Here is a 26,114-nt window from a genome sequence, read left to right as displayed (position 1 = left end):
GTTTACAAAAAAATTAATGTTAAAAAATGTTAAGATTTTATTTTGATTTTAAAAATTAAAACTTACCTTGCATACTTAATTTTTAATATTTAATACAATGCAAGAAGGCACAGTAAAATTCTTCAATGTAACTAAAGGTTTTGGCTTTATCATCCCTGCGAATGGCGATAGCGAAATTTTTGTTCATTCAACAGGTCTTATCGACGAAATCCGTGAAAACGACAAAGTACAATACGAAGTTGCCAACGGTAAAAAAGGCTTAAATGCCGTTAATGTGAAAGTAATTTAATTTATTTATCATATTTACACATGAGGCTGCTTTCTTGCGATGGCGGCCTTTTTTATTTCATTTTTACGCGGATTCATAGTGTACCCAATGAACCATTACTTTATTATTCCTGGCCTGGGTAATTCAGGCCACGATCATTGGCAGACGCATTTTGAAAAATCCGGAGATCATTTTATCCGTATTAATCAATTGGAATGGGATAAACCGGCCAGTAGAGAGTGGATTGAAACGATTGAACAGGCACTTGTTGGCTATGATTTGTCCAATGTAATTTTAATTGGTCATAGTTTAGGTTGCACGGCAATTGCAAATTGGGCAAAGGAATACCAAAAGAAGATAAAAGGTGCCTTATTGGTTGCGCCCAGCGATTTGGAAGCGCCGCGTTATACTTTTGATACAGTCGGTTTTGATCATGTACCTTTAGCTAAAATCAATTTTAAAAGTATTGTTGTAGCCAGTTCAAATGATGAGTGGGTAACATTAGAAAGAGCTGGGTTTTTTGCCGAAAATTGGGGCAGTGAATTTATCAATATTGGTAATGCCGGACATATTAATGCTGCCTCGGGATTTGGAGAATGGCCAACGGGATTGGAGATTTTGAAAACTTTGGGTTAACATTTAACTTGATGAGTTCCCTCATATTCCGCGAAAGGTGCAGATGAACATAAGGCTGCGTAAATCATTCTGATCTGCGGGAACGCTGTAAAGCTATCTCACTTCTGAGCAACTTTTTTCCTCAAAAACTGATCAAGGAATACCAGTCCTACCACCAGATCAAAAAATAGAAAGCTATACAGTACGGTTGGCGTAATATATTGATCTACCCTAAAGTTTAAATGAGTGTTAAGTCCAAATTTGGGCATACTTAGCGTAGAGTTGTAAATTACATAACCCAATAGGGATAGCAATGATAGGACGAAAAAGCCGCCAATACCGTAAATTATCTTTTTATCCACCTTAGTTTTCATGGCCACGGGTGCCGGCGCCAGGGCAATACTTTCCATCACATTCCTGGTAAAAGACATGGAAGGCTCATCAAGATCGAGTGCATTAAAAGCCGAATTAAGTTTTAGCAGCTCCTCATACTGCGCCTTAATCCCGGCGTTGGATTCAATTTTCTCTTCAATGGCTTTTTTTGAAGATCCGTTAAGATTCCCATCAATATAATCCCAAAGCTGTTGTTCTATCGTATTCATAGTAACTCCTTTACTTCATCTTTTAACAAATATTGTAATTTTTCTTTAAGTCGCTGCCTGGCCCTATGCAATTTTACCTTTATGGTATTAGGTTCCATGTGTAACGTTTCGCCAATTTCTTCTAAACTCTGTTCGCCCTTATAAAATAGGGTAATAATGGCGGCATCATCCGGTAAGAGCTGTGTAATAGCCATATTTAAAAAAGCATGGCTGTCTTGCTTCTCGTACCCATTTGCACTAAAGGCAGAGGTCTGATTTTCGAGTTGCAAAACGGCGCTTTCATCATCTATTGAAGTGGTATCTAACCTGTTTTTCCTTAAGAAAGTCATGGCCGTGGTGTAAGTAATGGTATACAGCCAAGTGCTAAATTTAGCCGTTTGTTTAAAAGTACCCAAAGCTTTATAGGCTTTTACAAAGCAATCCTGTGCAACCTCTTCAGCATCTTCCCTGTTTTTTAAAAACCTTAAAGCAAGCGTAAACACAAACCGCTGATGGCGTTTCACCAATAAAGCATATTGATCGGTTTCACCGTTCAATACTTTTTGGATCAGCGCTAAATCTGTAGTGTTTTGCTCCATGTTTAGTAGTGAGACTACACAAAGGATGATCAGGTTACACGTGAAACATGATTAAAGAGATTTATATCTTTGGGTTGAGACAAATAATCTTTTTTTATGGAAACGAAAGGGCAGTATTTTATTGGGGATTGCAGCCCTGCTGTTCGCTGTAGCCCTCATTCTTCGGGGCTGCCGCTGCCATCAGGTTTAGGAACGGCGTTTCTGTACCTCGAAACCTCAAAAATGAATTCCTGTCTTTGCCAATTAGCCCTGGGTGCAGCGGTACCCTGCGGGCTGAGGTACGAAGCCGAAGCGTACAAGCGGAACACGGGAATTACGTTATTTATTGCACAATCATTGCGCTCCAAAAAGATAATTATCCGGTGAAACTTGGGAAATTTGTTTGTGCGCTTGCCTGATAAACTCCGGAAGTTGAGCTGTCTGCTAATGCGAGGCGAAAAATTTTAACCCGGCAATGGATCCAATAAGGGTGCAGATAAAAAATATCCGCCAAAAGGTTGCCGGTTCATTGAAGTATAGAATCCCGATGATGACCGTTCCTACAGCACCAATACCGGTCCAAACGGCATAGGCTGTTCCCATGGGTAGAGTTTGGCTTGCTTTATTGAGCAATAAAAAACTTAAGGTTATAAAGACAAAAAAAGCTGCGCTCCATTTTATACTTGAAAAATTGTTCGATAATTTAAGGCAGGTAGTAAAGCCAACTTCAAAAAGGCCGGCAATAATGAGAATTATCCAGTTCATGATAAATTTGTTTCTGCAAATTTAAGTCGCGTTGAGCAGGCAACATTTTACAAATGTTAAAAAATCATTGATGTGTCGCCCTTATTCGGCTCAATGTCACCTGCGTTACACCCAGATAGGAAGCAATATGTTTTAAGGCCACTCTTTTAATCAGTTCGGGAGATTGTGCTGCAAATTCATGGTAACGTACTGCAGCACCTTTAAAAGCCCGGTCTATGAGTCTTCTTTCCGTAGCAATGAGTTCCTGTTCGGCAATTTTTCGGCCCCAATTGGCTATCTCGATGTTTTGCCTGTAGAGCATAAAGAGATCGGCAAGTTTAATCCTGATTAATGTGCTGTTGGTTAAAAGTTCGATATTCTCATAACCGGGACTATTGTTGATATAACTGTTGAACGAAAAAAGAACCGAACCGCTTTCGCCAAACCAAAAGGTAATCTGCTGGTTTTCGCCATCACTATAAGCCCGGGCAATGCCACTTTGAAGTATATAAAAATATGGTTCTACTTTATCAGCATAAATGATTGTGGTACCTTTAGGATATTGGACGCCTGCCATGTGATGGCTGAGCTCGAGCCACGCACCATTACTTAAAGTGCTAAAAAGTGGTATATCTCTGAGTTGTTCAATCAAAATAAAAAGATTTATTACAAAAATAGAAATGTTTCTAAGTTTGCTGCCTTAGGTTTGGTAATAATAAAGATCTGCTGATTGACTATTTTTTAACCTATAGTGTAACCTGATTAAAAATCATGTAGTCATAATACACAGAACACGGTTCGGTTTAAATAATATCCTATTAACACATTAAAAATTATCATTATGAGCGGTATATTAGTTCCCATCTCACTTTTTTTAGGCGGATTTGCCATGGTATTTGGAATCCGTTATTTATCAAACAAAGAGAAAATGGCCATGATTGAGCGAGGGATCAATCCAGGTGTTGGTAAGTCGGCCCCAAAACCTTATTTGAGTTTAAAATTTGGTTTATTACTTGTAGGCTTAGGTATTGGTCTTCTTGTTGCCCTTTCTATAGTAAGAAGTATGTTTGGCGGCGAAATAACGCATGCGGAAACTTCTCAGGCTGTAGCGGTTTATTTTGGCTGCCTGGGCGTTTTTGGTGGCTTAGGTTTGATTATTTCTTTCCTGGTGGAGAAGAAAGCGATTGAGAAAGATAAGTTTTAATCGATTCTAAGCGTGAAACGAAAAAAGACCAGGATCCTATTTGGCTTTTTATCCATACTAAGCTGCTGCCTTCTCTTATCGGCAGCAGCAGAGGCCCAAAAGCTGAATGGTCAGATTGATAGTTTGATTAAGACAGTAATAACCGATCAGCAAGGCCCCGGAGGTGTATTTATGGTTGCCAGAAAAGGGAAAGTGCTTTATCAAAAAGCTTTTGGGAAAGCCAATATTGAGCTTGGGGTAGACCTAACGGCTGAAAATGTTTTTCAACTGGGTTCTATGACTAAACAGTTTACGGCTGTAGCGGTGTTGCTTTTGGAGCAACAAGGCAAATTAATGGTCAGCGACCCCATTTCAAAGTACCTTCCAGACTATCCGGCTGGAAATAAAATTACCATACACCACTTACTTACCCATACTTCGGGTATTAGAGATTTCACCAAAATGAAATCACTTGCCAGTATTGCTCAAAAAGAAATGACACCTAAAATGATGGTTGATTTTTTTAAGGATGAACCAGTTGACTTTGCTCCGGGTGAGCGTTTTGAATATAATAATTCGGGCTATGTATTGCTCGGTTACCTGATTGAACTGGTTTCTGGTGAGCGATATGCTGATTTCATTCAACATCACATTTTTGATCAGCTGGCTATGAGCCATTCCTATTACGCCAGCGATAGGCAGATGATCAAAAACCGTGCTTATGGATACCAGAAGAAAGAAAATACTTATGTAAATAAAACCGTAATTAATTTTAGTGTTCCCTTTGCTTCGGGTTCTTTAATGTCTACTTTGGCTGATTTGTTGATATGGCAAAATGCACTAAGCCAACATAAACTGCTAAATGTAGCAGAAACAGATAAGGCATTTTCAAGCTATAAATTAAATAATGGTACATTATTTAATTATGGTTATGGCTGGCACCTGAAGGAGTTGGAAGGTTTGCCGGTAGCCGCACATGGCGGAAGTATATTTGGGTTCAAAAGCATGGGTGTTTATGTGCCTGATGAAGATATTTATGTGGTTGGGCTTACCAACTGTGATTGTAATTCGCCTACCTTACTTACCGAAAATATAGCGCGTCTGGCGATCATGCATTTAATTAAAAAGTAACCAAATCCATATCAAAGGGAACAACTGCCGGCAGTTTAGCTGCTTTCCTATTGCGGTTTATTAATAATCGCTACGGTTAGCCTGCTAATGCAGTTCATTTTACCACGCTCATCATAAATTTTTATCTCCCAAACGTGGGTTTTGGCTCCGATATGCAGGGGTTTGCAAATGCCTTTAACCAACCCACTTTTTACCGGCCGTAAATGGTTGGCATTTACTTCCAAGCCAACAGCAACGTATTTATCAGGGTTAATGCACATATACGACGCAATACTGCCCAGCGTTTCTGCCAAAACCACTGAGGCACCACCATGTAAAATGCCGGCAGGCTGATGTGTACGTTCATCAACGGGCATGGTTCCGGTAATAAAGTCTTCGCCGATTTCGGTAAAGCGGATATCGAGCAGTCCGCCTAAATGATTTTTAGGACGGCTGTTCAGCTCATCAACTGTAAAGTTTTTAAACCACATGGTAACGTTCTTTTAAAATAGAAATATGGTGGATAATGTGGCCACCGGCAATAAACAAAATCGATTTTACATTAATTTCCCTGCCTGAGGCAATACCTTTTCTGTTCAGTTCTTCTTCGTTCAAAGATTTAAAAAGATATAAGTTAGCGTTACGCAGTGTGATAAACTCTTCGATCAGGTCTTCCAGATCACGTTGGGCAAAGCGGGCATTCAGCACATAGTCATCTTCTTCGAAACCTGGTAAAGGCTGCTGTTCTTTCCGGGCAAAACAGGTAATGCGGTAAGCAAAAACGCGTTCAGTATCGATAATATGGCCTAACATTTCTTTGAGCGTCCACTTACCTTCGGCGTAAGCATAATCAGCTTTATCGGCGTTTGCCCTGAACAAAGCCGGAAGGCTTTTGGTCTGATCGCTTAAAATCTCGAAAATATCACCATTAACTTTACTGATGTAGGTTTCGCCCCAGGCGGGATATTCATTAGGCTGTGGTCGGTTCATATCTTAAGCTGCTTTTTAATATTATTCTAAAAGTGGTGCCTTTGCCCAGTTCAGATTCTTTTACAAAAATTTCGCCACTGTGGTAATTTTCCACAATCCGTTTGGTGAGCGATAAACCCAGGCCCCAGCCACGTTTTCGGGTGGTATAACCGGGTTGAAAAACCGCATCGAACTTAGACCTTGGTATACCTTTTCCGGTATCGCTTACATCGATAAAAACCTGTTCTTTGGCTAAATTTTCTACAATGTTGATGGAAATTGAGCCTTCATTCTCAATGGCGTTCGCTGCGTTTTTAAGCAGATTCTCAATTACCCAATCAAACAATGGAACGTTCAACATGGCCCGTACCTGTTCATCGCCGGTAATGCTAAATTTAACCTTATCTGATGTACGCACTTTGAAATAACGGATAAAATCACTTACTACGATGTAAACGGTATGGTCTTCAAGTATAGGTTTTGAGCCGATTTTGGAGAAACGATCGGTTATGATTTCCAATCGCTTAATGTCGTTTTCCATTTCAGCAATCAGCGGATCATCTTCTGCATCAAATTTAGATTTCATCAGTTCTGTCCAGGCCATAAGTGATGATATCGGTGTACCCAACTGATGTGCCGTTTCCTTGGCCAAACCTACCCAAACATGATCCTGTTCGTCTTTCCGTGCAGAACTGAATGCGGCATAAGCAGTTAAAAGAAAAAGGAAGATAACACCCATCTGGATGTATGGGAAATACCTCAGCTGAGTTAGAATGAAAGAGTCGCGGTAGTAAGCCTTGAATTTCCGGCCAAAAATATTCATTTCGTCAGGCGGGTGCTGGGCTTTCATTTGCCTTAACTGGCGCACAAAATATAAACTATCGTAAGTAAGTTTGGTATCTGCAACAGGGTAATTGGTTTTAGTACTGTCTAAACCAAAAAAAGAAGTAATCATTCCGGCAGAATCAATCATGATTACAGGGGTTTTTGTGTTTTTTCTAACGGTTTCTACCACATCGCGGTAATCATCATTGTCATAAAGAAACATGGCCCGTTCCTGGATCCTTACCCAAAGATGAAACTGGTTTGCCTCTTCACGTTCCATTTTTTTTACAAAAGAATCAGTGTAAAATACTGAAGCAATGCCAATTAAGATGGCAAAAATGAGAAGAAAAAACTTCCAGCGGCGTTTCTTTTGATAAGGATTCATGCTTTAGCTAGCCAAATTACAATAACAAAACGAAAAAAACAGAAAAAACATATCTTTGTGCTGAGCATAGTGCGTTGCGCTTTGAGCATGGATTGCACCATGGCTCTAAGCTAATAACTCCCTGCTCTTTGCTTAATCATGGATAAGAAAGTTAGAGTAAGATTTGCCCCAAGCCCAACCGGAGGTTTGCATTTAGGCGGTGTGCGCACTGCCCTGTTCAATTATTTGTTTGCCAAAAAAAATAATGGAACTTTTGTACTGCGAGTAGAAGATACCGATCAAAGCCGCTTTGTGGAAGGCGCAGAACAATATATTGTAAACTGTTTGAATTGGTGCGGCATTACACCAGACGAAAGCCCAGATCATCCAGGGGTTTATGGACCGTACCGCCAAAGCGAACGCAAAGCCAGCTACCGCAAATTTGCAGAACAGTTGATTAGTGATGGTTATGCCTACTACGCTTTTGATACCCCTGAAGATTTGGATGCCAAACGCAAAGAGATTCCAAATTTCCAGTATGGGCAGGCCACACGTATGCAAATGCGTAATTCTTTAACCCTTACTGTTAGTGAGGTTGAAGAATTATTGGCTGCTAAAACACCGCATGTTATCCGAATTAAGGTGCCAGGTGATGAAATAGTACATTTTAATGATTTGATCCGTGGCGATGTAAGTTTTGAAACTGCGCTGGTTGATGATAAAGTATTATTAAAGGCAGACGGAATGCCAACCTATCACCTGGCCGTTGTGGTTGATGATAAGGCAATGGAAATCAGTCATGCTTTTAGGGGAGAAGAATGGTTACCTTCTGCACCGGTACATATCCTACTTTGGAAATATTTAGGTTGGGAAACCGATATGCCGCAATGGGCACACTTGCCTTTGATCTTAAAGCCAGATGGACATGGAAAATTAAGCAAACGCGATGGGGACCGCTTGGGTTTCCCGGTTTATGCCATGAACTGGACCGATCCTAAAACCGGTGATGTAACCAGGGGATTTAAAGAAATGGGTTTTATGCCCGAAGCTTTCATTAATATGCTGGCCCTTTTAGGCTGGAATGATGGTACGGATCAGGAACTATTTTCATTAAAAGAACTGGAAGAAAAATTCTCGATAGAAAGAATTAGTAAAGCAGGCGCTAAATTCGATTTTGAAAAAGCCAAATGGTATAACCATGAGTGGATTAAAGCGGAGAACGCTGAACGCTTAGCGCCAAGCGTAAAAACGGAGCTCAAAAAGGCAGGTATTGAAATTAAAGATGATGCTTTTTTACATACTATTATCGACCTGATTAAAGATCGCTGTACTTTATTGCCTGATTTTTTAGCGCAGAGCGGTTACTTCTTTGTTTCACCTGCAGAATATGATGTGAATTCAGTTAAACCTAAATGGACAGCTGAAAAGGCTGAGTTCTTTAATAGTTTCGCTGCCGGTTTAACCTTAACCGATGCCGGCTCTGCAGAAGCTGCCTTTAAAGCCCTTGCTGAAGAAAAAGGCTTTAAACCGGGAGAATTGATGCTTCCATTCCGTATTATGTTGGTGGGTGGTAAATTTGGTCCGGGCGTTTTTGATATAGCAGTATTGTTGGGCGTGGCCGAAACTCAGGCGAGAATAGCTAAAGCGATAGCTGTTTTTAACGCATAGCACATAATATTGTTAGGTATATCCAGAGAAGTCGAGTTTTTTGAAACTTGACTTCTTTTTTTATATTCTACAGCAACCTGGCGATGTCTATTAGATAAAACCAGTTACTTTGTCCCAATCCAGAAAGCGGACTTCTGTTATCGCCACAACCCCAAAGAATAAATCAAAAAAATAATTTATACTTTAGCATAACAATTCGCCCACAATTAAGGTTTATTCAGAAAACTAAAAGATAGACTATGCAATGGTTTGGTAAAGGCAGTAATAATGTAGAAGACGGCAGGAGTGGCGGTGGAGGAAAAACCATCCTCGGCGGTGGTGTAGGTATCATAATTGTGGTACTAGGCCTGATTTTTGGTAAAGATCTAACCGGCTTGGTGGGCCAGATTCCCGCTACCACAGGTACTGAAGAAGTTAAGCAGGGTGTGCCTGCAAACGATCCACAGGCACAGTTTGTAGCAGGTGTGTTAGAATCAACAGAGCAGGTATGGGATAAAGAATTTCAGGCAATGGGCAGGCAATATGAATATCCTAAGCTTAGGTTGTTTAGAGATGCAGTGCAAACAGCCTGCGGAAATGCCAGCGCTAATGTTGGACCATTTTATTGCCCGGGCGACCATAAAGTGTATATCGATTTATCATTTTACGATGATTTAAAGAACCGATTCGGCGCTGCCGGAGATTTTGCACAAGCTTATGTAATTGCGCATGAGGTTGGCCATCATGTTCAGAATTTATTGGGAATTTCGGAGAAACTAGACCAGGCGCGTGGCCAGGTTAGTGAAAAGGAGTATAACCGCTTATCAGTAAAATTAGAATTGCAGGCCGATTTCTTTGCCGGACTTTGGGCACATCATGCTCAAAACCTTAAAGATTTTAAATTGGAAGAGGGCGATATAGAAGAAGCATTAACGGCCGCCAATGCCATTGGCGATGATAAGTTGCAAAAACAGGCTACCGGCGAAGTGAAGCCTGATTCTTTTACCCACGGTACCTCTGCCCAGCGGATGTATTGGTTTAAAAAGGGTTTCGAAACAGGAGATATAAAACAGGGCGATACCTTTAATTCAAATAATCTATAAAAAAATAAAACTTTTTTAAAACCTGGCTGTTTGTTTACAGTTATACAGATTTTATCTTTAAACCAAACATAATTATCCCGGCTTCTTATTTTTTTTAATCAAGATGATCCTTATAGTTGATGACAGGCCAGAAAACCTGATCTCCTTACAGAAAGTACTCCAGGCACACAATTTTGAGGTTGATACCGCATCATCTGGTGAAGAGGCGCTTAAAAAAGTTTTAAAGAACAACTATGTCCTGATTATTTTAGATGTGCAAATGCCAGATATGGACGGCTTCGAGGTAGCTGAAGCTATTTCGGGTTTTAGCAAGGCAAAAGATACGGCCATCATATTTCTCTCGGCCGTAAATACAGAGTTGAAATTTATTACAAAGGGATATCTAAGCGGCGGATTGGATTATATTACCAAGCCGGTTGATATCAATGTCCTGCTCCTGAAAATAAAAACGTTTTACCGTATTTACGAACAGAATAGAAAGCTTAATGAGGTGCAGGAAAAGCTGCTTGAAGAAATTGAATTCAGAAAGCAGGCCGAACATAAAAAAGACGAATTCATTAGCATTGCCAGCCACGAGCTAAAAACACCTTTAACCAGTGTAAAGGGCTATATTCAGCTACTGCAGAGGAGCCTTAAGAGGGATGATAAAGCTGTTGCGCAAAACCATCTCGAAAAAGCCAGTATCCAGCTCGAAAAGTTGAACGAATTAATTGTTGATCTGCTCGATATCTCGAAAATCGAAAGCGGAAAGATGAAGTTTAATATGAAACCTTTTTGTGCAGATAATATGATAAATAATGCCATTGAGATGTTGCAGCAGTCTAATCCCGACTTTAAAATCAGCAAATTGGGCCAAACCGATGAAATGATTTTTGGTGATGAAATGCGGCTGGAACAGGTGGTGATCAATTTTATTACCAACGCCATTAAATATGCTCCCGGAACCGACCAGGTTAATGTAACCGTGAACATTAAAGATGAGAAACTTTACGTGGCTGTAAAAGATTTTGGTATCGGTATTTCAAAAGAACAGCAGCACAAGATTTTTGATAAATTTTATCGGGTAGAAGAAAACAGCAACCGATTTAACGGGCTGGGGATTGGCTTATACATCTGTTCAGAAATCATAAACCGCCATGGCGGTACCATAGGTGTAAACAGTGTGCCGGATGAAGGTTCTGAATTTTATTTCATCATTCCGACTACAGAAGAAGAAATCCTCAAAAATCAAATCTAATTATCCTTAATCCACATTAATGAAAACAACTCTTAAAAGTAATTTGCGTTTAGGTCTCGGCTTATCGCTCATTATTCTATTTATCAGTTCTCTGGCTTCTTACATAAGCATTGGCAACCTGATTAAAAGCACTGAACTGGTTAAACGCAGTGATGAGGTAATTTTGAATGCTGAAAGTATTATATCCTATCTAAAAGACGCCGAAACTGGCCAGCGAGGCTTTTTATTAACAGGAAATAAGGTTTTTTTAACGCCATATTATGGCGCAAGTGATTCGGCTGCATCACTATTAAAAAAAGTTGAATTCATCACCAGAGACAATCGAATTCAGCAAAAGAATATAGCCAAATTAAAGAATATCCTTTTCAAGCGAATGGGGATCATTAAATCCACTATAGAAATTAAAACTTTAGGCGGTGCTATTGATCCGACGGTTTTGTTTCAGGGCAAATTTTATATGGATGATGCCAGGGCCACTGTAAGTAAAATGGTTGCCGAAGAAAAAAGATTACTGGAAGAAAGAACCAACGAACTGAATAAACTTACCGCATATACGCCCATCCTGATTTTAATTGCTGCGCTTCTTGCCATTTTGATCACCTTATTTTTTTACAGGAGGGTATCAATCGACTTTGATGAACGTGTTAAACTTCAACAGGAAATTGAAGATAAAAAATACGAGATGGAGAAACGCATAGCCGCCATTAAGGAAATTGCGGCTCAGATTTCTAACGGTAATTACGGCGTAAAGCTCGATAGTCAGAGCCAGGATGATATTGGCGAACTTTCCGAATCGTTGAATACCATGTCATTGTCGTTAAAAAAATCTTTTGACGCTTTAGAAGAGAATGAGTGGTTGCAAACGGGGGTAGCTAATCTAAACGTGAAAATGGTTGGCGAAAAAGACGTTTTTCATCTGGCAGAAGACATTGTAGAATTTCTGGCCAATTATACCAATAGCCAGATTGGCGCCATTTATTTATTTAAAGATGACGGATACCTGCATTTAAAAGGACAATACGCGCTGCAGGGGCAGAATTTAGCCAGAACTTTAGAGTTAGGCCAGGGTTTAATTGGCCAGGCTGTTAAATCTGGCAAGCCCATATTGCTGAATGATGTTCCTCAGAACGAACTAACCATTACGCATGCTACCGGAAAGATTAAACCTGCGCAGTTAATCGTATTGCCTATCATTAGAAATGAAATTTCGATAGGTGGGTTAGAACTAGGTACCATTGCTCAATACAGTGAGCTGCAATTGCATTTCCTGAATCTGATTTTATCTGATATCGGTGCCGCTTTACTGGGTGCACAGAACAGGTTTAAGTTGCAGCAATTGTTGGAGGAAACGCAGGCACAATCAGAAGAGTTGCAGGTGCAGCATAACGAACTGGAAGGTTTAAATGCAGAACTTGAAGCGCAGGCACAGAAACTTCAGGCCAGCGAGGAAGAATTACGTGTACAGCAGGAAGAGCTGTTGCAGAGTAACCAGGAGCTCGAAGAGAGAAGTAGCTTACTAGAGGAGAAAAATGAACTGATTGAAGAACGGAATATTGAGATCCAGCAAAAAGCAGAAGCTTTAGAGCTAAGTACAAGGTATAAATCAGAGTTCCTGGCCAACATGTCGCACGAGTTAAGAACACCGCTCAACTCAATATTGTTGTTATCAAGACTAATGGCCGAAAATGAGGCTATGGATCCTGAACATCAGGAATATGCATCGGTAATTCAAAGCTCTGGTCAAGGGCTGTTGAGTTTAATAGACGAAATTTTAGACCTTTCTAAAATTGAGGCAGGCAAAATGGAACTCGATCGTACCAATGTTAAGGTTGATGATATCGTTTCCGGTATGCGTTCATTGTTTAATCCCATGGCTAAGGATAAAAACCTGAAGTTCATTATTGAAAAATCGGCCGCGGTTCCTGAATTTTTCCATACCGATAGAATGCGCTTAGAGCAGATCATTAAAAACCTGCTTTCAAATGCCATCAAATTCACTACAGCAGGTTCGGTAACCTTAAATATTAATACGAATGAAAAATTAGGTGCACTGGTATTTAAAGTTACTGATACCGGTGTAGGCATTGCACCCGAAAAGCAGGGTATGATATTCGAAGCTTTTCAACAGGCCGATGGCTCTACGCGCCGTAAGTTTGGTGGTACAGGCCTTGGGCTTTCTATCAGCAGAGAGCTGGCTAAGCTGTTGGGCGGATACATCGATTTAAAGAGTGCAGAAGGCGAAGGAAGTGTTTTTACGCTTACGCTGCCAATTGATAAAAATAAAGGCTTTGAAGGAGTAGTACCCCAAACCGAGAAACCGGTAACCGCTTTCGAAACTCCGGTAAAAAAAATAACCCATTTAACGGTTGGAAATATTCCGCAAGAGATTGAGGATGACCGTAATGATATAGGACCGGATGATAAAGTGATTTTAATTGTGGAAGACGACACTCCTTTTGCCAAAACACTTTTAGATTTCACCAGGAAACGAAACTATAAGGGGCTGGTTGCCGTTCGTGGCGACCAGGGCATTGAAATGGCAAAAACATTTAAACCGCTGGCCATTTTGCTTGATATCCAACTGCCTGTTAAAGATGGCTGGCAGGTAATGGAGGAGCTTAAATCGGATCCTGATACACGCCCGATTCCGGTGCATATCATGTCTTCTTTGCAGGTAAAGAAAGAAAGTTTGTTAAAAGGTGCGGTAGATTTTATCAATAAGCCTTTTGCGTTTGAACACATGCAAGAGATATTTTCAAAACTTGAGCACGCTTTAACCCGTTATCCTAAAAAAGTACTTATTGTAGAAGAAAATGAACAGCATGCCAAGGCACTGAGTTATTTTCTAAGCAATTTCAATATCCAAACGGAGATCGTTAACCAGGTAAACGAAGGCGTTTCTGCTTTGCATAAGCCAGAGGTCAACTGTGTGATTCTGGATATGGGCATTCCAGATAAACATGCTTACGAAACACTTGAAGTGGTGAAGCAAACCCCTGGCCTGGAAAATTTGCCTATTATCATTTTTACCGGCAAAAACCTGTCAAAAGGGGAGGAAAACCGGATCAAACAATATGCTGATTCAATCGTGGTAAAAACGGCACATTCCTATCAGCGTATTTTGGATGAGGCTGGCCTATTTCTTCATTTGGTAGAAGAAAAAAGTAAAGACAAAAATAAAGCCCCTAAAAAGTTTTCTGAACTGCAGGATGTACTGGTTGGTAAAACCGTTCTGATCGCGGATGATGATGTGCGTAATATATTTTCCTTAACCAAAATGTTAGAGCAGCACCAGATGAAAGTGGTAGCGGCCATTGATGGGAAGGAAGCCCTTAAACTTTTAAATGAAAATCCCGAAATTGATGTGGTTCTAATGGATATGATGATGCCGGAAATGGATGGTTACGAAACTACGACAGCCATCAGGCAGAATATCAAATACCGCAACCTGCCAATTTTGGCCGTTACCGCAAAAGCGATGATGGGTGATCGTGAGAAATGCATTGCTGCCGGTGCATCCGATTACATCAGCAAACCGGTAGATATGGATCAGTTGATATCGTTATTAAGGGTTTGGCTATACGAAAATCATCATACATCATAAACCATTGTAAATATGCCTCAAAAATTAATTCTCATCATTGATGATGATAACCGAAACATTTTTGCTTTAAAAGCTGTTTTAAAGGCCAAAGGTTTTGAATGTTTATCTGCAATAAGTGCACAGGATGGCTTTTCTGTTTTAGAGAAGCATGATCATGTGGACATTGTGCTAATGGATATGATGATGCCGGATATGGATGGTTATCAGGCAATTGCAGTCATGAAAAAATCAGCTAAAATGAAGGATATACCTGTATTGGCAGTAACTGCTCAGGCCATGGTTGGCGATAAAGAACGCTGCCTGAGTGCAGGTGCATCAGGTTATGTTTCCAAACCGATAAACGTTGACGAATTATTAAAGCAAATAGAAAATTTTACGAAATAGCAGGTGATAAGTGATGTGATAGATAACGAACAGGTAGAAATCCTGTTGAATGATGTTTTGGAAAATCATGGTTACGATTTTCTGGAATACTCTCCTGCATCAATAAAAAGAAGGATTATACGCCTTTACGGTCTGGATAATTTTGTAAGTTTCGCCGAATTTCGTTATACAGTTAAAACGGATAAACAATACTTTAAGCGTTTTTTGGAAGAAATCACGGTTAATGTTACCGAAATGTTCCGCGATCCATCTTTTTACAAATCATTACGCAACGATGTATTGCCGGTGCTGGGCACCTATCCGTTTATCCGGATCTGGGTTGCTGGTTGTTCTACCGGTGAGGAAGCTTATTCGCTGGCTATTGTTCTAAAAGAACTTAATTTACTGCATAAATCGCTTATTTACGCTACAGATATCAATCCATCTGTTTTAGAAAAGGCTAAAAAAGGTATGTTTCCTTTAAGTTATCTGAAACAGTATTCTGAAAACTACCTGCAGTCTGGAGGCTTAAAAGATTTCTCAGCTTATTATACGGCTAACTACTCGTTGGCAAAATTTGATGAAAGTTTAAGCAGTAAGATGATCTTTTCTACACATAACCTGGTATCAGATCATTCTTTTAATGAGTTTCAACTCATTTTATGTAGAAATGTATTAATCTATTTTGATAAGGGGTTACAACATAAAGTTTTTAACCTATTTGACAGCAGTATCGAGAAATTGGGCTATCTTGCTCTTGGAAGTAAAGAAAGTTTAGAGTTTTGGCCAAAAGCAAGAGAATATAAAAGGGTTAAAATGGAGAAAATATGGCGCAAACTATAGGCTCTGCATCTTGTGAGGCATTGATTATTGGTGGCTCAGCCGGTAGTTTAGATGTTTTGCTCGAAATCTTTCCGGCGTTACGGAGCGATATCAGTTTTCCTATTGTATTGGTGGTTCACCGTAAGCCAAGTAATGAATCTCTTTTAACCGATTTATTGAAATCGCGTACTACTTTGGCCGTTGGCGAAGCGGAAGAAAAGGAGTTTTTAACACCTGGTAAGGTTTTTATCGCGCCGGCGGATTATCATATGCTGATAGAGGAGGATCAGAGTATATCTTTGGATTATTCTGAAAAGATTAATTATTCCAGACCATCCATCGATGTCACCTTTCAGTCTGCGGCTGAAGTTTTTAAAGAAAAATTAGCCTGTATATTGCTTTCAGGATCTAATTCAGATGGGGTAGAGGGATTAAAATGCGTAAACAGCTTTGGAGGTAAAGTGGTTATACAGAATCCTGATACGGCCATCATGCCATATATGCCACAGCAGGCGGCGCTGAATGTGGTTCCAAATGTAATATTGGATAGCCATGATATGGCTGATTATATAAATAAATTAAATGATTAATAACTTTCGGAGGTTAAAATGATAGTTGCAAAAAAAGTATTTGTTTTTGATGATAATAGGGACATCCTTGATCTCTGTACATTTATTTTGGAAGATGCCGGGTATGAAATAAAAACATCCGAAAGTGCCAATAATATAGAGGAACAGGTAGCGGCCTATATGCCCGATTTAATTTTCATGGATAACTGGTTACCTGATCTGGGAGGAATACAGGCTACCAGGGCTTTAAAAAGTCATCCAGATTTAAAACATATTCCGGTAATTTATTTTTCGGCCAATAATGATATATCTTCCTTAGCCGATGAAGCTGGTGCAGATAGTTACCTTTCAAAACCATTTGATATTGCTGCCCTTGAAGAAATTGTAAAAAAACATTTGAGTTAAGCCTTTTTAACCGTAAAGGCTGCAAAAGAAAATCGCAAAGGACGCTAAGTAATCTGTTTTTATAATGCTTAGCGTTCTCTGTGTAAAAACTACGCGTTCTTTGAGGTTAAAACATATTTAAGCCTTCCCCCAAATCCTGGTATTCAGATCCAGTTCCTTAACAATATCATACATAAATTTTATGGTGGTAATATCATTGTTTAAGGCTTCGGCATTAATTAAAGATTTAAAAACCGGGGCTTCAAAATAATTACGGTTCAAAGGGAAAGCGATATACATCCTCGATTCGATGAATGATAAACTAATATCATATTTGGTTTGATGATTGAGGTTTAAGATACGTTCCATCAGTGCCGGTGTTAATATATAACGCGCCTCTACCTGGTCAGAACCATACGTGATAAAAGTTTTGTCAAAATCAGAATTTTCCAGCTTTACCACATCGTTTCCACCGAAAGAGAACAAATTTTTTGAAAACCAGGCCCCTAGTGCATTGGCAAAGCCCTTGGGACGTACTATGGTTATGCCGTTGAAATTTTTGTTAAAATCAGCAGCAAATATAATTCCTCTAAAAATGTCGTGCCACTCCGTTCGCGTTCCGTTTTTGGTTTGGGTAACCGTTTTATATTCAGCATGTACCTCCGCAAAATAAAACCGGGTTCTATCCGCACATCCGGTTACGAGATCCTCTGTTTTATAACGATCAGGTTCTTGGCTAAACAATTGAGTGTACGTAAACTCCGAAGCCGCAATTCCCTGGTAAGGACTAATTGACAAGCTTTCGTCTAAAAATTTAAGTGCAGCACCAATTACATTGGTTTTATATTCATTTCGGTAAGCTGTTAAAGAATCGTTGATTTTAAACAACAAAACGCTGCCATATATTAAAGGGATTAAACCAATAATTACACCAGGAACAGGAAAGCCCAGCACAAAACCTAAAAAACAAATTAAAATACCTGCTGCGATAAAAATATAGCCTCTGGTTTGGGTAGCAGCAATTCTTTTGCGTGTTACCTCCATAGTAGCCAACACTTGTTGTAAAGCTACGTTATTTGCTATATCGAACAACATTAATGATTAAAGAGTTCTTTTGCACTAATGTTTTTGCGCTCTTCAGCTGCGGTTTCCAAAACTGGAATCGGATGAAAGTTTAACATCCCGGCAAACAAATTGCCCGGAAACATCATAATCGAATTATTGTAATCGGTTACTGAAGCATTATAGGTTCTTCTGGCAGCGGCGATCTGTTCTTCGCTCTCGGTCCAGGTGGTTTGCAAGTTAATAAAATTGGTGTTGGCCTTTAAATCAGGGTAATTTTCAACGTTTACCATTAAGCCTCTTACATTGCTGCTTAATTGCGCATCTAAATCTGCTTTTTCGGCGTTGCTGATATTCGCAGCTCCTGCCTTCGCTCTCAGTTCGACTATTCTGGTTAAAGTTTCCTGCTCATAAGTTGTGTACTGTTTTACCACTTCAACCAGGTTTGGAATAAGGTCGAAACGTTTTTTTAGCATGACATCAATGGCCGAGAAAGCATTTGTTACCTGGTTTCTCTTCCCGATAAGTGAATTGTAAGAAAAAATTCCAGTAAGAAAGATAAATCCGATAATAACGAGGGCAATAATCATAATTTTAGTTTAAGGTTTAGAGTATAAAGATAAAAAAAGGTTACAACATGTTATCGCTTTTCATTCTGCTCGCGTTCCCGTTTTATCCTTCGCTCTAACCGTTTTTGTTTCCTTTTTAAATGATTGGCTCGCATGGCCTTGAAATTTGCAATATGTTCACGTACTTCATTTTGCTTTTCTTCGGTAATTCCTATACTGTATTTTATCCCAGTAAAAAGGCCCTTCCAGATCATGTGGAAGAAAGAAGCATTGGATGGCCGGCTGTAATTTACGTTTACAGGTACCAGCTTGCCGTCTGCACCGGGGTTTTCAGATTTGATAATTAAGGCATTGGCTAAAAAAGAAAGAAAACCGCGCGTTACCAGGTGATCCTTTTCGGGATCGTTTTTCATCAGGGCAACAGAAAGGTCGTAATAAGAGAACGCTACCGTTCCTTTTGTACCCGAATCGTTTGCTTTAAAATTGAATTTCAACTGATCTACACTGCCGCGGTTAATGCGTACCAGGCCGAGGGGTTTAGTAATCTGGTTTAAAATCCTTGCATTAAAATTGTGTAAAACGCCGCGGTAGGAAAATGCACCATCTTTGGCAGTAAGGTTGAACATAAAATTTACGTCAAGTTTTCCCTGTCCAAATAAATATGTATGTAAGTTAACTTCCATAATTGGGTTTATGGCCTTAATATTATCCAGGTTGGTGGCATTTTTTATAATTCCTGAGGTATTTTCAAAACTGATGCGTCCTCTTTGGTTGCTTTCACTGTTAAAAACTGAATAATTGATATTTACATCTTTCAACTGGATTTTCTGTACCAGTATGGGTGCCCTTAAAAGCTGCAAAAGCTGATGTGGAAATTTACCGATTTTATTTTCCTGCGGCTTTGATGGGAGTCCATTTTGGTTAAAAACAGATACAGAACCATTAGCTATGGCCATTTCTTTTGCCCAAAGCTCCTGCTTACTAATGTAAAGCGGCAGGTCTATGCCGTTGAGCATAATATCGCGCATGGCAATGTCGAAACGTTCCCTGGCATAACCTGCAATTTTGCCGAATTTCATTTCATCATAAAGCGGGACCAATGCAAAGCTATTTATCCTTAATTTACCCGTTGTAGCCCTAAAATCAAGCTGATCAAGCTTAATGTCATACATTTTATCAGGCGTATGATAAACATAGTTATTTAAGTTGATCACAATATCTTTCAACAGGTAAAATCGGCTGGGGTCGTCAGCAGAGGTAGAGTCAACCAGTAAATCCGTTAGCGTAATGTTAAGGTCGTCAATATTAAAAGGGACTGAATTTGGTATATTTTTATTTACATATTTAAAGCTTATGTCTTTAAAACGAATGGTTTTGATGCTAAATTCCTTCAGGTTTTTGGAAATGATATCATAAGGCGATTTAATGGGTCTTGGTGCCCGCCCCTCGTTAAAATCAAATTGCCGATTAACCATGACTACTTCAGGCTTATCAAATATAATTTCTTCCAGCTGCAGTTTTTTTTCGCGGTACAAGGTTAAGGGGTGGAAGCGTTTTACCACCAGCTTTTTTAAAGAAACCGTATATAAATTGTTTGGCGCTCTTTTTAAGGCGATAAGTTGCCTGAACCGATTGGTGTCAGGCGTTATTTTTACGTTTTGTAAAGTAGCATTCCCCGTAAAAACGTTCGTAGATACTTTGGTAAAGGTGATGGTATATAAACTATCAGTTGATTTATAAAGCAATGTTTTAATCCTGTCTGTTAAAATAGGACGGGACTTTACATTTAGCAACCAGGCTATACCAGCAAGTACGATAAAAATACCGAGCAGTGTACACGTAACCCATTTAAAAACTTTGTAACGGTATCTTTTGGTATCAGGCATTAAAAAAAGAGAGATAGTGTTTTATCAGCAATATACGGTATAAACATATATTTGAAAAACGTAAGATCAATTTTTTTCCCTGCGGGCTTTTCTTGCAGCTTTTCTGTCGGCCCTTTTTTGCTCCCTTATTTTTTTAGCTATTACTTTTTGCTGTTTTACAGGGTTCTTTTCAGGCACAATGCCGACACCTACAATATCCTTTATGCCTACAAACACGGTTTTCCACATCAGGTTAAAAAAGGAGGCAGAGTTGATCCTGGTATTCGTCATGCTGGCTGTTCTCGGTGCTTCGCCTTTTTGTGGATTTTCATCTTTAACCAAAATGGTATTGGCCAGGAAAGACAAAAAGCCTTTTTCCTTAGTTCCCTCACCATCAATATTGTCTGACAGGAGCTTTACTTTCAGATTGGTGTACAGCATGTTCATGGTACCTGTTGCCGATCTTAAATTTCCCTGGGCCTTAAAATCAACATGCTGTATGTTACCGCTTTCTATTTCTACCAAACCCAGTGCTTTGGATAATGGATTTAAATTTTTCATGTCAAATTTACCCAAGCTGCCACTATAGGTAAAAGCGCCATTGTTATCGGTTAAGTTGAAATCGATGTTTACGTCCAGCCTGCCTGTGCCCATTAAAAGTGTATTCAAATCGGCCAGCGCATGGTTATTTTTGCTCAATTGCAAACTATCATTGGTCACATTTAAAATATTTCCATTTAGCGCTTTAAAGGTTACTGCTCCGGTTTTTTTACTCGCGGGATTAAACTCGGCGTATTTAACATCAATTTTTTTCAGCCTTACCGTATCGATCAGTACAGGCATGTTTAGTCTCTTCAGCGCCATGTGTGGATAGTTGCGGCCTTTATCAAAACCTGGTGGCGGCGGCGATTCGCGACTCATAAACACTTCAACGTTGGCAGGTCCAATCCTTAGCGATTTGGCATATAATTTTTGGTCGGTATTCAGGCCAATAAAGTCTACACCATTAAATTCTACCTGATCAAAGCTTAAATTGTATCGGTCTTTCTGGATCTTGTATTTTCTTGCAAAAGTTAGTTCGTTATATAATGGTATAAGTTTTAATCCTTTAACCATTATCTTTTTCGATGAGGTAGAGCCTTTAACGGTATCTACTTTCATGGTGTACATTTTATCTTTCGTTACCGATTTATAACCTGCAATCTGGAATGATACATCTTTTGTATAGTAAAACCGTGTGGTATCATTTCCTGAGAGCGAATCCAGTAAAAAATCATTGATATTAATATCCAGGTGTTTGATCGAATTTTTGGTTTTTGTAGAAGGGGTTTTGTTGATGTAATCGAAATCTGCATCTACAATTTTGATGCTTTTTACGTCTACGGATCTAAAGTTTTTAGAAAGCTGTTCATAAAGTGATTTTTCGTCTTTTATACTGTCGGTTTTTTTGGTTACCTTATTAAAAGACATATTGATAGACGGTTTTTGTAAAAGGATTTCATTTACCTCGATACGCTTTTTAAAGTAAGCGGTTAGTATGCCAACACGGCTAATCTGTAGTTTCTTTAATCTGAGTTCGAAAACATGCGCAGGGGCCAGGTGTTTTTTCTTCAGGCTGTCAAAAACCGATTCATCTGGTATTAGTGTAACATCGCGCAGTGCCATGCTGCCCGTAATCACGTTTAAGTTAATGCTTTTGAAATCTATCCGATATAAGTGATGGGAACCATTATAAACACCAGCTTTAATTTTTTCAGTCAATATCGGCTTCCATCGGGCGCTTAGGAACATGGCACCAAATGCAACTATCAAAATCAATATGCCGAATATGCTTCCTATCCAGGCCCAAATTTTACTTTTATGCTGCGCTGTCATTTATTGTGGCTTATCGATACGTAACAGCTGGGAGCGCGAAAGGTTTTTTTCGTGTTAAGCTAAATACTAAAGGATAAAGGCCAAAAAAAGTGGGTATAGCTAAATGTTTATAGTTAAGTTATTAATGAGCGCAAGCTTAGCGCTATTAAACTTGGGCACAACACGCCCTCTCGGGAAAGATCACACGAAATAACAATGAGGTAAAAATTGATTAACTTTACATTCTAGCACATAGAAAAAAACACGAATATTTATGACGTTATCTCCATTAGTTATGCATCTTTAAAAAATCAAAAAGCAAGATGACAGATTTAACAAATTCAATTCTTCACAGAAAAAATATTCTTAATAATAATATGGCTGTCCAAGCTATCTACCAGCAAATAGGTTTTTTGGGAGTTAAATTTGAGGGAAAATATCGATTTACTAAACAGCAGCTTGCTTCATTCTTTGAAGTTGATATCAGAACAATCGAACGGTTATTAGAAGATAATAAGATTGAACTAAGTCAGACAGGCTATGAGGTTTTCACCGGTGTAAGATTACGTTTGCTCAAAGATTTGTATTCAAATATAATAGCTCAAGGCTATGAGGGCGACACAAATGTCGGGCTGTCAACATATTTATCTGATAATGAAGTGATAGGCCCAAGAGCTAATAGCGTTGGGATATTTACATTCAAGGGATTTCTTAACGTTGGCATGTTATTGAATTCTGACAAAGCTAGGACTTTGCGATCTGCAATTTTAGATATCGTAATTGATGTTTTGAATACTAAAATTGGTGGAAATACAAAATATATAAACCAAAGAGAAGAAGAATTCTTACCAAGTGCCATTCGTGAACACAACTACAGACAGGAATTCACTAATGCACTAGATTATTACATTTCTGATAACAAGTTTAAATATAGTCAGCTTACAGATAAAATCTATAAGAGCATTTTCAAAGAAGCAGCCAAGGAATATCGGCAAATCTTAAAATTAACTGATGGAGAAAGCGTTAGAAGTACTATGTACTCTGAGGTGTTAGATCTAATTTCAAGTTATGAAAATGGTTTTGCAGATTATCTAAAGAGGAAATCGGATTCCCTATCCAGGAAATTGAGTCTATCTGAAGCACACTTACTTTTCACCGAATTCGAATATTTTACAGAGGCAATTTATCAGCCATCTAAAGAAAAGTCGAGGTCTATTATGGCTAGCAGAGATATGGTCTTTAGGGATGCGTTGCATGAGAAGCTTAAAGAATATGTCCGCGAGGTTAGTTCGGAAGATTTTGATAAGTTTCTTGGAGAAAAAAGCAGAACGCTTGAAGAAAGATTGCTAGAAAATAAAGATGTTTTTGTTCGTTTAAAGGATAGGTAATGGCGTTAATTTATTTTGATTTTCAGCATGCCATTATGGTTCACGATAAAATTTTAGCGATATCTGGCGGAATCGGGGGAATTAAAGATGAAAATCTAATTATAAGCCCCTTGGCACATATCGAAAACGATGACTATTATACTACTTTTGAGGAAAAACTTACCCATTTAGTCTATACTTTCAATAAATCACATGGGTTCTCAGACGGTAATAAACGGACGTCTATAGCTTTAGGTGCATTCTTTCTAGTTCTCAATGGGCTAGATGTATTCGTCGACAAATTTATTATCGAAATGGAAAATATTGCTGTCGCTGTTGCAGACAATCTTATTAATAAACCAATGCTAGAAAGAATCATTTTCTCGCTTATCAATGAAGAGGAGTTTTCTGAAGTCCTAAAGGTGGAGATTTTGGATGCGTTGACAAAAGTTATTCCAGACCCTATAGGAGATCCCTACATTCCTCAAGGGCCACAATTCTTTCTCGACCTATTTTAGACAGCAAGGTCAATAAAATTGTCCATGCTTGGCCAATAACGGCCAGTAATATTTCCCAAAGCTTTAATGATGCAGCATATAGAAAAGTACTCAAAATTCAATTTTTGCGCTTTTTTATAACAAGCTTTAGGAGCATACAAACATGTAAATGGAGCATCGAATTGTCAACTGGGTTATTTTAGAATAACACTAAATCAGCGCAATTTCAGGGTTTTGTCAATTATCTTTCGGATAAAAAAGTTAGGATAAGTAACACGATCAATTATGAAGTATGTATACTTATCATATTTAACATAATCGTACTGTAAGAATTTAAACTAAATATGTCAAATTGTCACTTTTAATTTTATTTATGTATTTTTGCAATCCCCAAAATGTTTTGAAATAATGATTGATTTACAAGTACAGGATAAAACGCACGATGAAGCCAGACAAGGTGAAGCTTTAATTTTAGATACACCGGTTAAAGCTGATGCCCGTAAATTATATATCGAAAGTTACGGTTGTGCCATGAATTTTGCTGATAGCGAAATTGTGGCCTCTATTTTATCGGAAACTGGATTTGAAACCACAGGGGATTATCACCAGGCTGATGTAATTTTTATCAATACTTGCTCTATTCGCGAAAATGCAGAAACCAGGGTCAGAAACCGGCTATCTCAGTTTGGTGTTGAGAAACGCCGTAACCCAAAATTAATTGTTGGGGTTTTGGGCTGCATGGCCGAGCGTTTAAAATCTAAGTTTCTGGAAGAGGAACGTTTGGTTGATGTAGTGGTTGGGCCAGATGCTTACCGCGATCTGCCTAACTTAATTGAGCAAGTAGAAAGCGGACATAAAGCTGTAAACGTTTTATTATCGCGTGAAGAAACTTATGCTGATATCAGTCCGGTTCGGTTAAACAGCAACGGAATAACTGCTTTTATTTCCATTACCCGTGGTTGTAATAATATGTGTTCTTTCTGCGTGGTGCCTTTTACCCGTGGCCGCGAACGTAGCCGTGATGCACATTCTATTGTAGAAGAAGCAAAGGCCTTATTTGAGGCAGGTTACCGGGAGGTTACGCTTTTAGGCCAAAATGTAGATTCTTATACCTGGACGTCGGAAGATGGCACTGAAACGGTTAATTTTGCACAGCTTTTAGAGCAAACCGCATTGGTTAGTCCGGATTTAAGGGTGCGTTTCTCTACTTCACATCCAAAAGATATTACCGATGAGGTTTTATATACCATTGCCAAATACGATAATATCTGTAACTATATCCACTTGCCTGTTCAATCGGGAAATACCCGCATATTGGAACTCATGAACAGAACTTACACCCGCGAATGGTATATCAATCGTATTGATGCCATCCGCAACATTATTCCGGGTTGTGCAATTTCTACTGATATCATTGCCGGTTTTTGTACAGAGACGGAAGAAGAGCACCAGGAAACCCTGAGCATGATGGATTATGTGCAATATGATTTTGCTTATAATTTCACCTACTCTGAAAGACCCGGGACTTTAGCTGCCCGTAAACTGGAAGACGATATTCCCGAAGAAGTGAAAAAACGCCGTCTGGCCGAAATTTTAGCCAAACAACAGGCACATTCATTAATGCGTTTGCAAGAATGGGTAGGGAAAACCATTCGGGTTTTGATTGAAGGAACTTCAAAAAAATCTGATCTGGATTATTGCGGAAGGGGCGATAGCGGAGCAATGGCCATTTTCCCTGCCATTGAAGGCGTTAAACCAGGTGATTATGCAAATGTATATATCGAAAAATGTACATCTGCTACGTTAATCGGTAAAATTGTTTAAAAAAGGTGAAGGGTGGAAGGTTTAAGGCATAAGTTCTTAAAACCGATATTAAACTTGGACGATCCTAAGTTTTGGGATTTAAAACTGCCAACTGAGAACAGCCAACTGAA

At 39.1% G+C, this 26,114-nt stretch carries 26 protein-coding genes; 15 read left to right on the top strand and 11 right to left on the bottom strand.

The annotated features are described in order from the left end of the window. Nucleotides 1-97 precede the first annotated feature (97 nt). Both ACFE6N_RS01985 and ACFE6N_RS01980 read left to right on the top strand, forming a co-directional pair. A complete protein-coding gene (locus ACFE6N_RS01985) occupies nt 98-289 on the top strand; it encodes a cold-shock protein (protein WP_010599196.1) in 192 nt (63 codons plus the stop codon). Between the two features lie 87 nt (nt 290-376). Then, nucleotides 377-904, top strand: coding sequence for an RBBP9/YdeN family alpha/beta hydrolase (locus ACFE6N_RS01980; RefSeq protein ID WP_378933289.1), 528 nt, complete (start codon nt 377-379; stop codon nt 902-904). 98 nt (nt 905-1,002) lie between these two features. Here ACFE6N_RS01980 and ACFE6N_RS01975 read toward each other — a convergent pair whose 3' ends face one another. The 4 genes from ACFE6N_RS01975 to ACFE6N_RS01960 form a co-directional block, all read right to left on the bottom strand. Continuing rightward, nucleotides 1,003-1,485 carry an anti-sigma factor family protein gene (locus ACFE6N_RS01975; protein ID WP_378933286.1) on the bottom strand — a complete coding sequence of 161 codons (483 nt, stop codon included), beginning with the start codon at nt 1,483-1,485 and terminating at the stop codon, nt 1,003-1,005. Next, nucleotides 1,482-2,063, bottom strand: a complete 582-nt coding sequence (locus ACFE6N_RS01970) for a sigma-70 family RNA polymerase sigma factor (protein WP_134204420.1) — start codon at nt 2,061-2,063, stop codon at nt 1,482-1,484. The genes ACFE6N_RS01975 and ACFE6N_RS01970 overlap by 4 nt, the downstream gene beginning before the upstream one ends. Before the next feature lie 423 nt (nt 2,064-2,486). After that, the gene (locus ACFE6N_RS01965) at nt 2,487-2,807 is read right to left on the bottom strand and encodes a DMT family transporter (protein ID WP_378933283.1); all 321 of its coding nucleotides are present in this window, start codon (nt 2,805-2,807) and stop codon (nt 2,487-2,489) included. A gap of 64 nt (nt 2,808-2,871) precedes the next feature. Further along, a complete protein-coding gene (locus ACFE6N_RS01960; RefSeq protein ID WP_378933280.1) occupies nt 2,872-3,438 on the bottom strand; it encodes a Crp/Fnr family transcriptional regulator in 567 nt (188 codons plus the stop codon). 189 nt (nt 3,439-3,627) lie between these two features. Here ACFE6N_RS01960 and ACFE6N_RS01955 point away from each other — a divergent pair, with 189 nt between their 5' ends. Both ACFE6N_RS01955 and ACFE6N_RS01950 read left to right on the top strand, forming a co-directional pair. After that, a complete protein-coding gene (locus tag ACFE6N_RS01955) occupies nt 3,628-3,990 on the top strand; it encodes a DUF6249 domain-containing protein (RefSeq protein WP_378933277.1) in 363 nt (120 codons plus the stop codon). A 12-nt stretch (nt 3,991-4,002) separates the two neighbouring features. Further along, complete coding sequence (locus ACFE6N_RS01950; RefSeq protein ID WP_378933276.1) at nt 4,003-5,100, top strand: serine hydrolase domain-containing protein; 1,098 nt, start codon at nt 4,003-4,005, stop codon at nt 5,098-5,100. Nucleotides 5,101-5,147: 47 nt separating this feature from the next. On the opposite strand, the gene ACFE6N_RS01945 is transcribed toward ACFE6N_RS01950, so the two are convergent. The 3 genes from ACFE6N_RS01945 to ACFE6N_RS01935 are packed head-to-tail and all read right to left on the bottom strand — an operon-like array spanning nt 5,148 to nt 7,258. Then, on the bottom strand, nt 5,148-5,570 hold the full coding sequence (locus ACFE6N_RS01945) for a hotdog fold thioesterase (RefSeq protein WP_335318767.1): 423 nt from the start codon (nt 5,568-5,570) through the stop codon (nt 5,148-5,150). Continuing rightward, nucleotides 5,560-6,069, bottom strand: coding sequence for a DinB family protein (locus tag ACFE6N_RS01940; protein WP_090983480.1), 510 nt, complete (start codon nt 6,067-6,069; stop codon nt 5,560-5,562). Before ACFE6N_RS01940 ends, ACFE6N_RS01945 begins: the two co-directional genes overlap by 11 nt. Continuing rightward, on the bottom strand, nt 6,050-7,258 hold the full coding sequence (locus ACFE6N_RS01935) for a HAMP domain-containing sensor histidine kinase (protein WP_090983482.1): 1,209 nt from the start codon (nt 7,256-7,258) through the stop codon (nt 6,050-6,052). The genes ACFE6N_RS01940 and ACFE6N_RS01935 overlap by 20 nt, the downstream gene beginning before the upstream one ends. A gap of 138 nt (nt 7,259-7,396) precedes the next feature. On the opposite strand from ACFE6N_RS01935, the gene gltX reads away from it, so the two are divergent. The 8 genes from gltX to ACFE6N_RS01895 all read left to right on the top strand — a co-directional run bounded on the left by gltX (nt 7,397) and on the right by ACFE6N_RS01895 (nt 16,987). Beyond that, nucleotides 7,397-8,905 carry a glutamate--tRNA ligase gene (gene gltX, locus ACFE6N_RS01930; protein WP_378933273.1) on the top strand — a complete coding sequence of 503 codons (1,509 nt, stop codon included), beginning with the start codon at nt 7,397-7,399 and terminating at the stop codon, nt 8,903-8,905. Between the two features lie 239 nt (nt 8,906-9,144). Next, complete coding sequence (locus ACFE6N_RS01925; protein ID WP_293744919.1) at nt 9,145-9,987, top strand: neutral zinc metallopeptidase; 843 nt, start codon at nt 9,145-9,147, stop codon at nt 9,985-9,987. A gap of 103 nt (nt 9,988-10,090) precedes the next feature. Next, entirely contained in the window at nt 10,091-11,224 is a 1,134-nt protein-coding gene (locus ACFE6N_RS01920; protein ID WP_378933270.1) for a sensor histidine kinase, read from the top strand. A 19-nt stretch (nt 11,225-11,243) separates the two neighbouring features. After that, nucleotides 11,244-14,828 (top strand): response regulator, encoded by a 3,585-nt coding sequence (locus tag ACFE6N_RS01915; RefSeq protein WP_378933267.1) that lies wholly within the window; start codon nt 11,244-11,246, stop codon nt 14,826-14,828. Between the two features lie 12 nt (nt 14,829-14,840). Next, entirely contained in the window at nt 14,841-15,212 is a 372-nt protein-coding gene (locus tag ACFE6N_RS01910) for a response regulator (protein WP_090983492.1), read from the top strand. A 6-nt stretch (nt 15,213-15,218) separates the two neighbouring features. After that, the gene (locus ACFE6N_RS01905) at nt 15,219-16,034 is read left to right on the top strand and encodes a protein-glutamate O-methyltransferase CheR (RefSeq protein ID WP_244278802.1); all 816 of its coding nucleotides are present in this window, start codon (nt 15,219-15,221) and stop codon (nt 16,032-16,034) included. Then, entirely contained in the window at nt 16,019-16,603 is a 585-nt protein-coding gene (locus tag ACFE6N_RS01900) for a chemotaxis protein CheB (protein ID WP_378933264.1), read from the top strand. The genes ACFE6N_RS01905 and ACFE6N_RS01900 overlap by 16 nt, the downstream gene beginning before the upstream one ends. 18 nt (nt 16,604-16,621) lie before the next feature. Continuing rightward, on the top strand, nt 16,622-16,987 hold the full coding sequence (locus ACFE6N_RS01895; protein ID WP_186462305.1) for a response regulator: 366 nt from the start codon (nt 16,622-16,624) through the stop codon (nt 16,985-16,987). 117 nt (nt 16,988-17,104) lie between these two features. On the opposite strand, the gene ACFE6N_RS01890 is transcribed toward ACFE6N_RS01895, so the two are convergent. The 4 genes from ACFE6N_RS01890 to ACFE6N_RS01875 form a co-directional block, all read right to left on the bottom strand. Further along, a complete protein-coding gene (locus ACFE6N_RS01890; protein ID WP_378933261.1) occupies nt 17,105-18,061 on the bottom strand; it encodes a DUF3137 domain-containing protein in 957 nt (318 codons plus the stop codon). Next, nucleotides 18,061-18,618: a LemA family protein gene (locus tag ACFE6N_RS01885; RefSeq protein ID WP_378933258.1), complete on the bottom strand. Its 558-nt coding sequence runs from the start codon at nt 18,616-18,618 to the stop codon at nt 18,061-18,063. Before ACFE6N_RS01885 ends, ACFE6N_RS01890 begins: the two co-directional genes overlap by 1 nt. 50 nt (nt 18,619-18,668) lie before the next feature. Beyond that, on the bottom strand, nt 18,669-20,483 hold the full coding sequence (locus tag ACFE6N_RS01880) for a hypothetical protein (protein WP_378933256.1): 1,815 nt from the start codon (nt 20,481-20,483) through the stop codon (nt 18,669-18,671). Between the two features lie 66 nt (nt 20,484-20,549). Then, complete coding sequence (locus ACFE6N_RS01875) at nt 20,550-22,337, bottom strand: hypothetical protein (protein ID WP_378933253.1); 1,788 nt, start codon at nt 22,335-22,337, stop codon at nt 20,550-20,552. 302 nt (nt 22,338-22,639) lie between these two features. Between ACFE6N_RS01875 and ACFE6N_RS01870 the strand changes: the two genes are divergently transcribed. The 3 genes from ACFE6N_RS01870 (at nt 22,640) to miaB (ending at nt 26,004) form a co-directional block, all read left to right on the top strand. Further along, nucleotides 22,640-23,704: a hypothetical protein gene (locus ACFE6N_RS01870; RefSeq protein ID WP_378933251.1), complete on the top strand. Its 1,065-nt coding sequence runs from the start codon at nt 22,640-22,642 to the stop codon at nt 23,702-23,704. Next, entirely contained in the window at nt 23,704-24,201 is a 498-nt protein-coding gene (locus ACFE6N_RS01865; RefSeq protein ID WP_378933249.1) for a type II toxin-antitoxin system death-on-curing family toxin, read from the top strand. The genes ACFE6N_RS01870 and ACFE6N_RS01865 overlap by 1 nt, the downstream gene beginning before the upstream one ends. Nucleotides 24,202-24,588: 387 nt before the next feature. Then, entirely contained in the window at nt 24,589-26,004 is a 1,416-nt protein-coding gene (gene miaB / locus ACFE6N_RS01860) for a tRNA (N6-isopentenyl adenosine(37)-C2)-methylthiotransferase MiaB (RefSeq protein ID WP_090983509.1), read from the top strand. The last annotated feature ends 110 nt before the right edge of the window (nt 26,005-26,114 follow it).

This window comes from Pedobacter sp. BG31 (assembly GCF_042464845.1).
In the GTDB taxonomy this organism is placed as follows: domain Bacteria; phylum Bacteroidota; class Bacteroidia; order Sphingobacteriales; family Sphingobacteriaceae; genus Pedobacter; species Pedobacter suwonensis.
The sequence above is the reverse complement of the archived record's forward strand: the minus strand, read 5'-3'. Positions and strand labels throughout refer to the sequence as shown.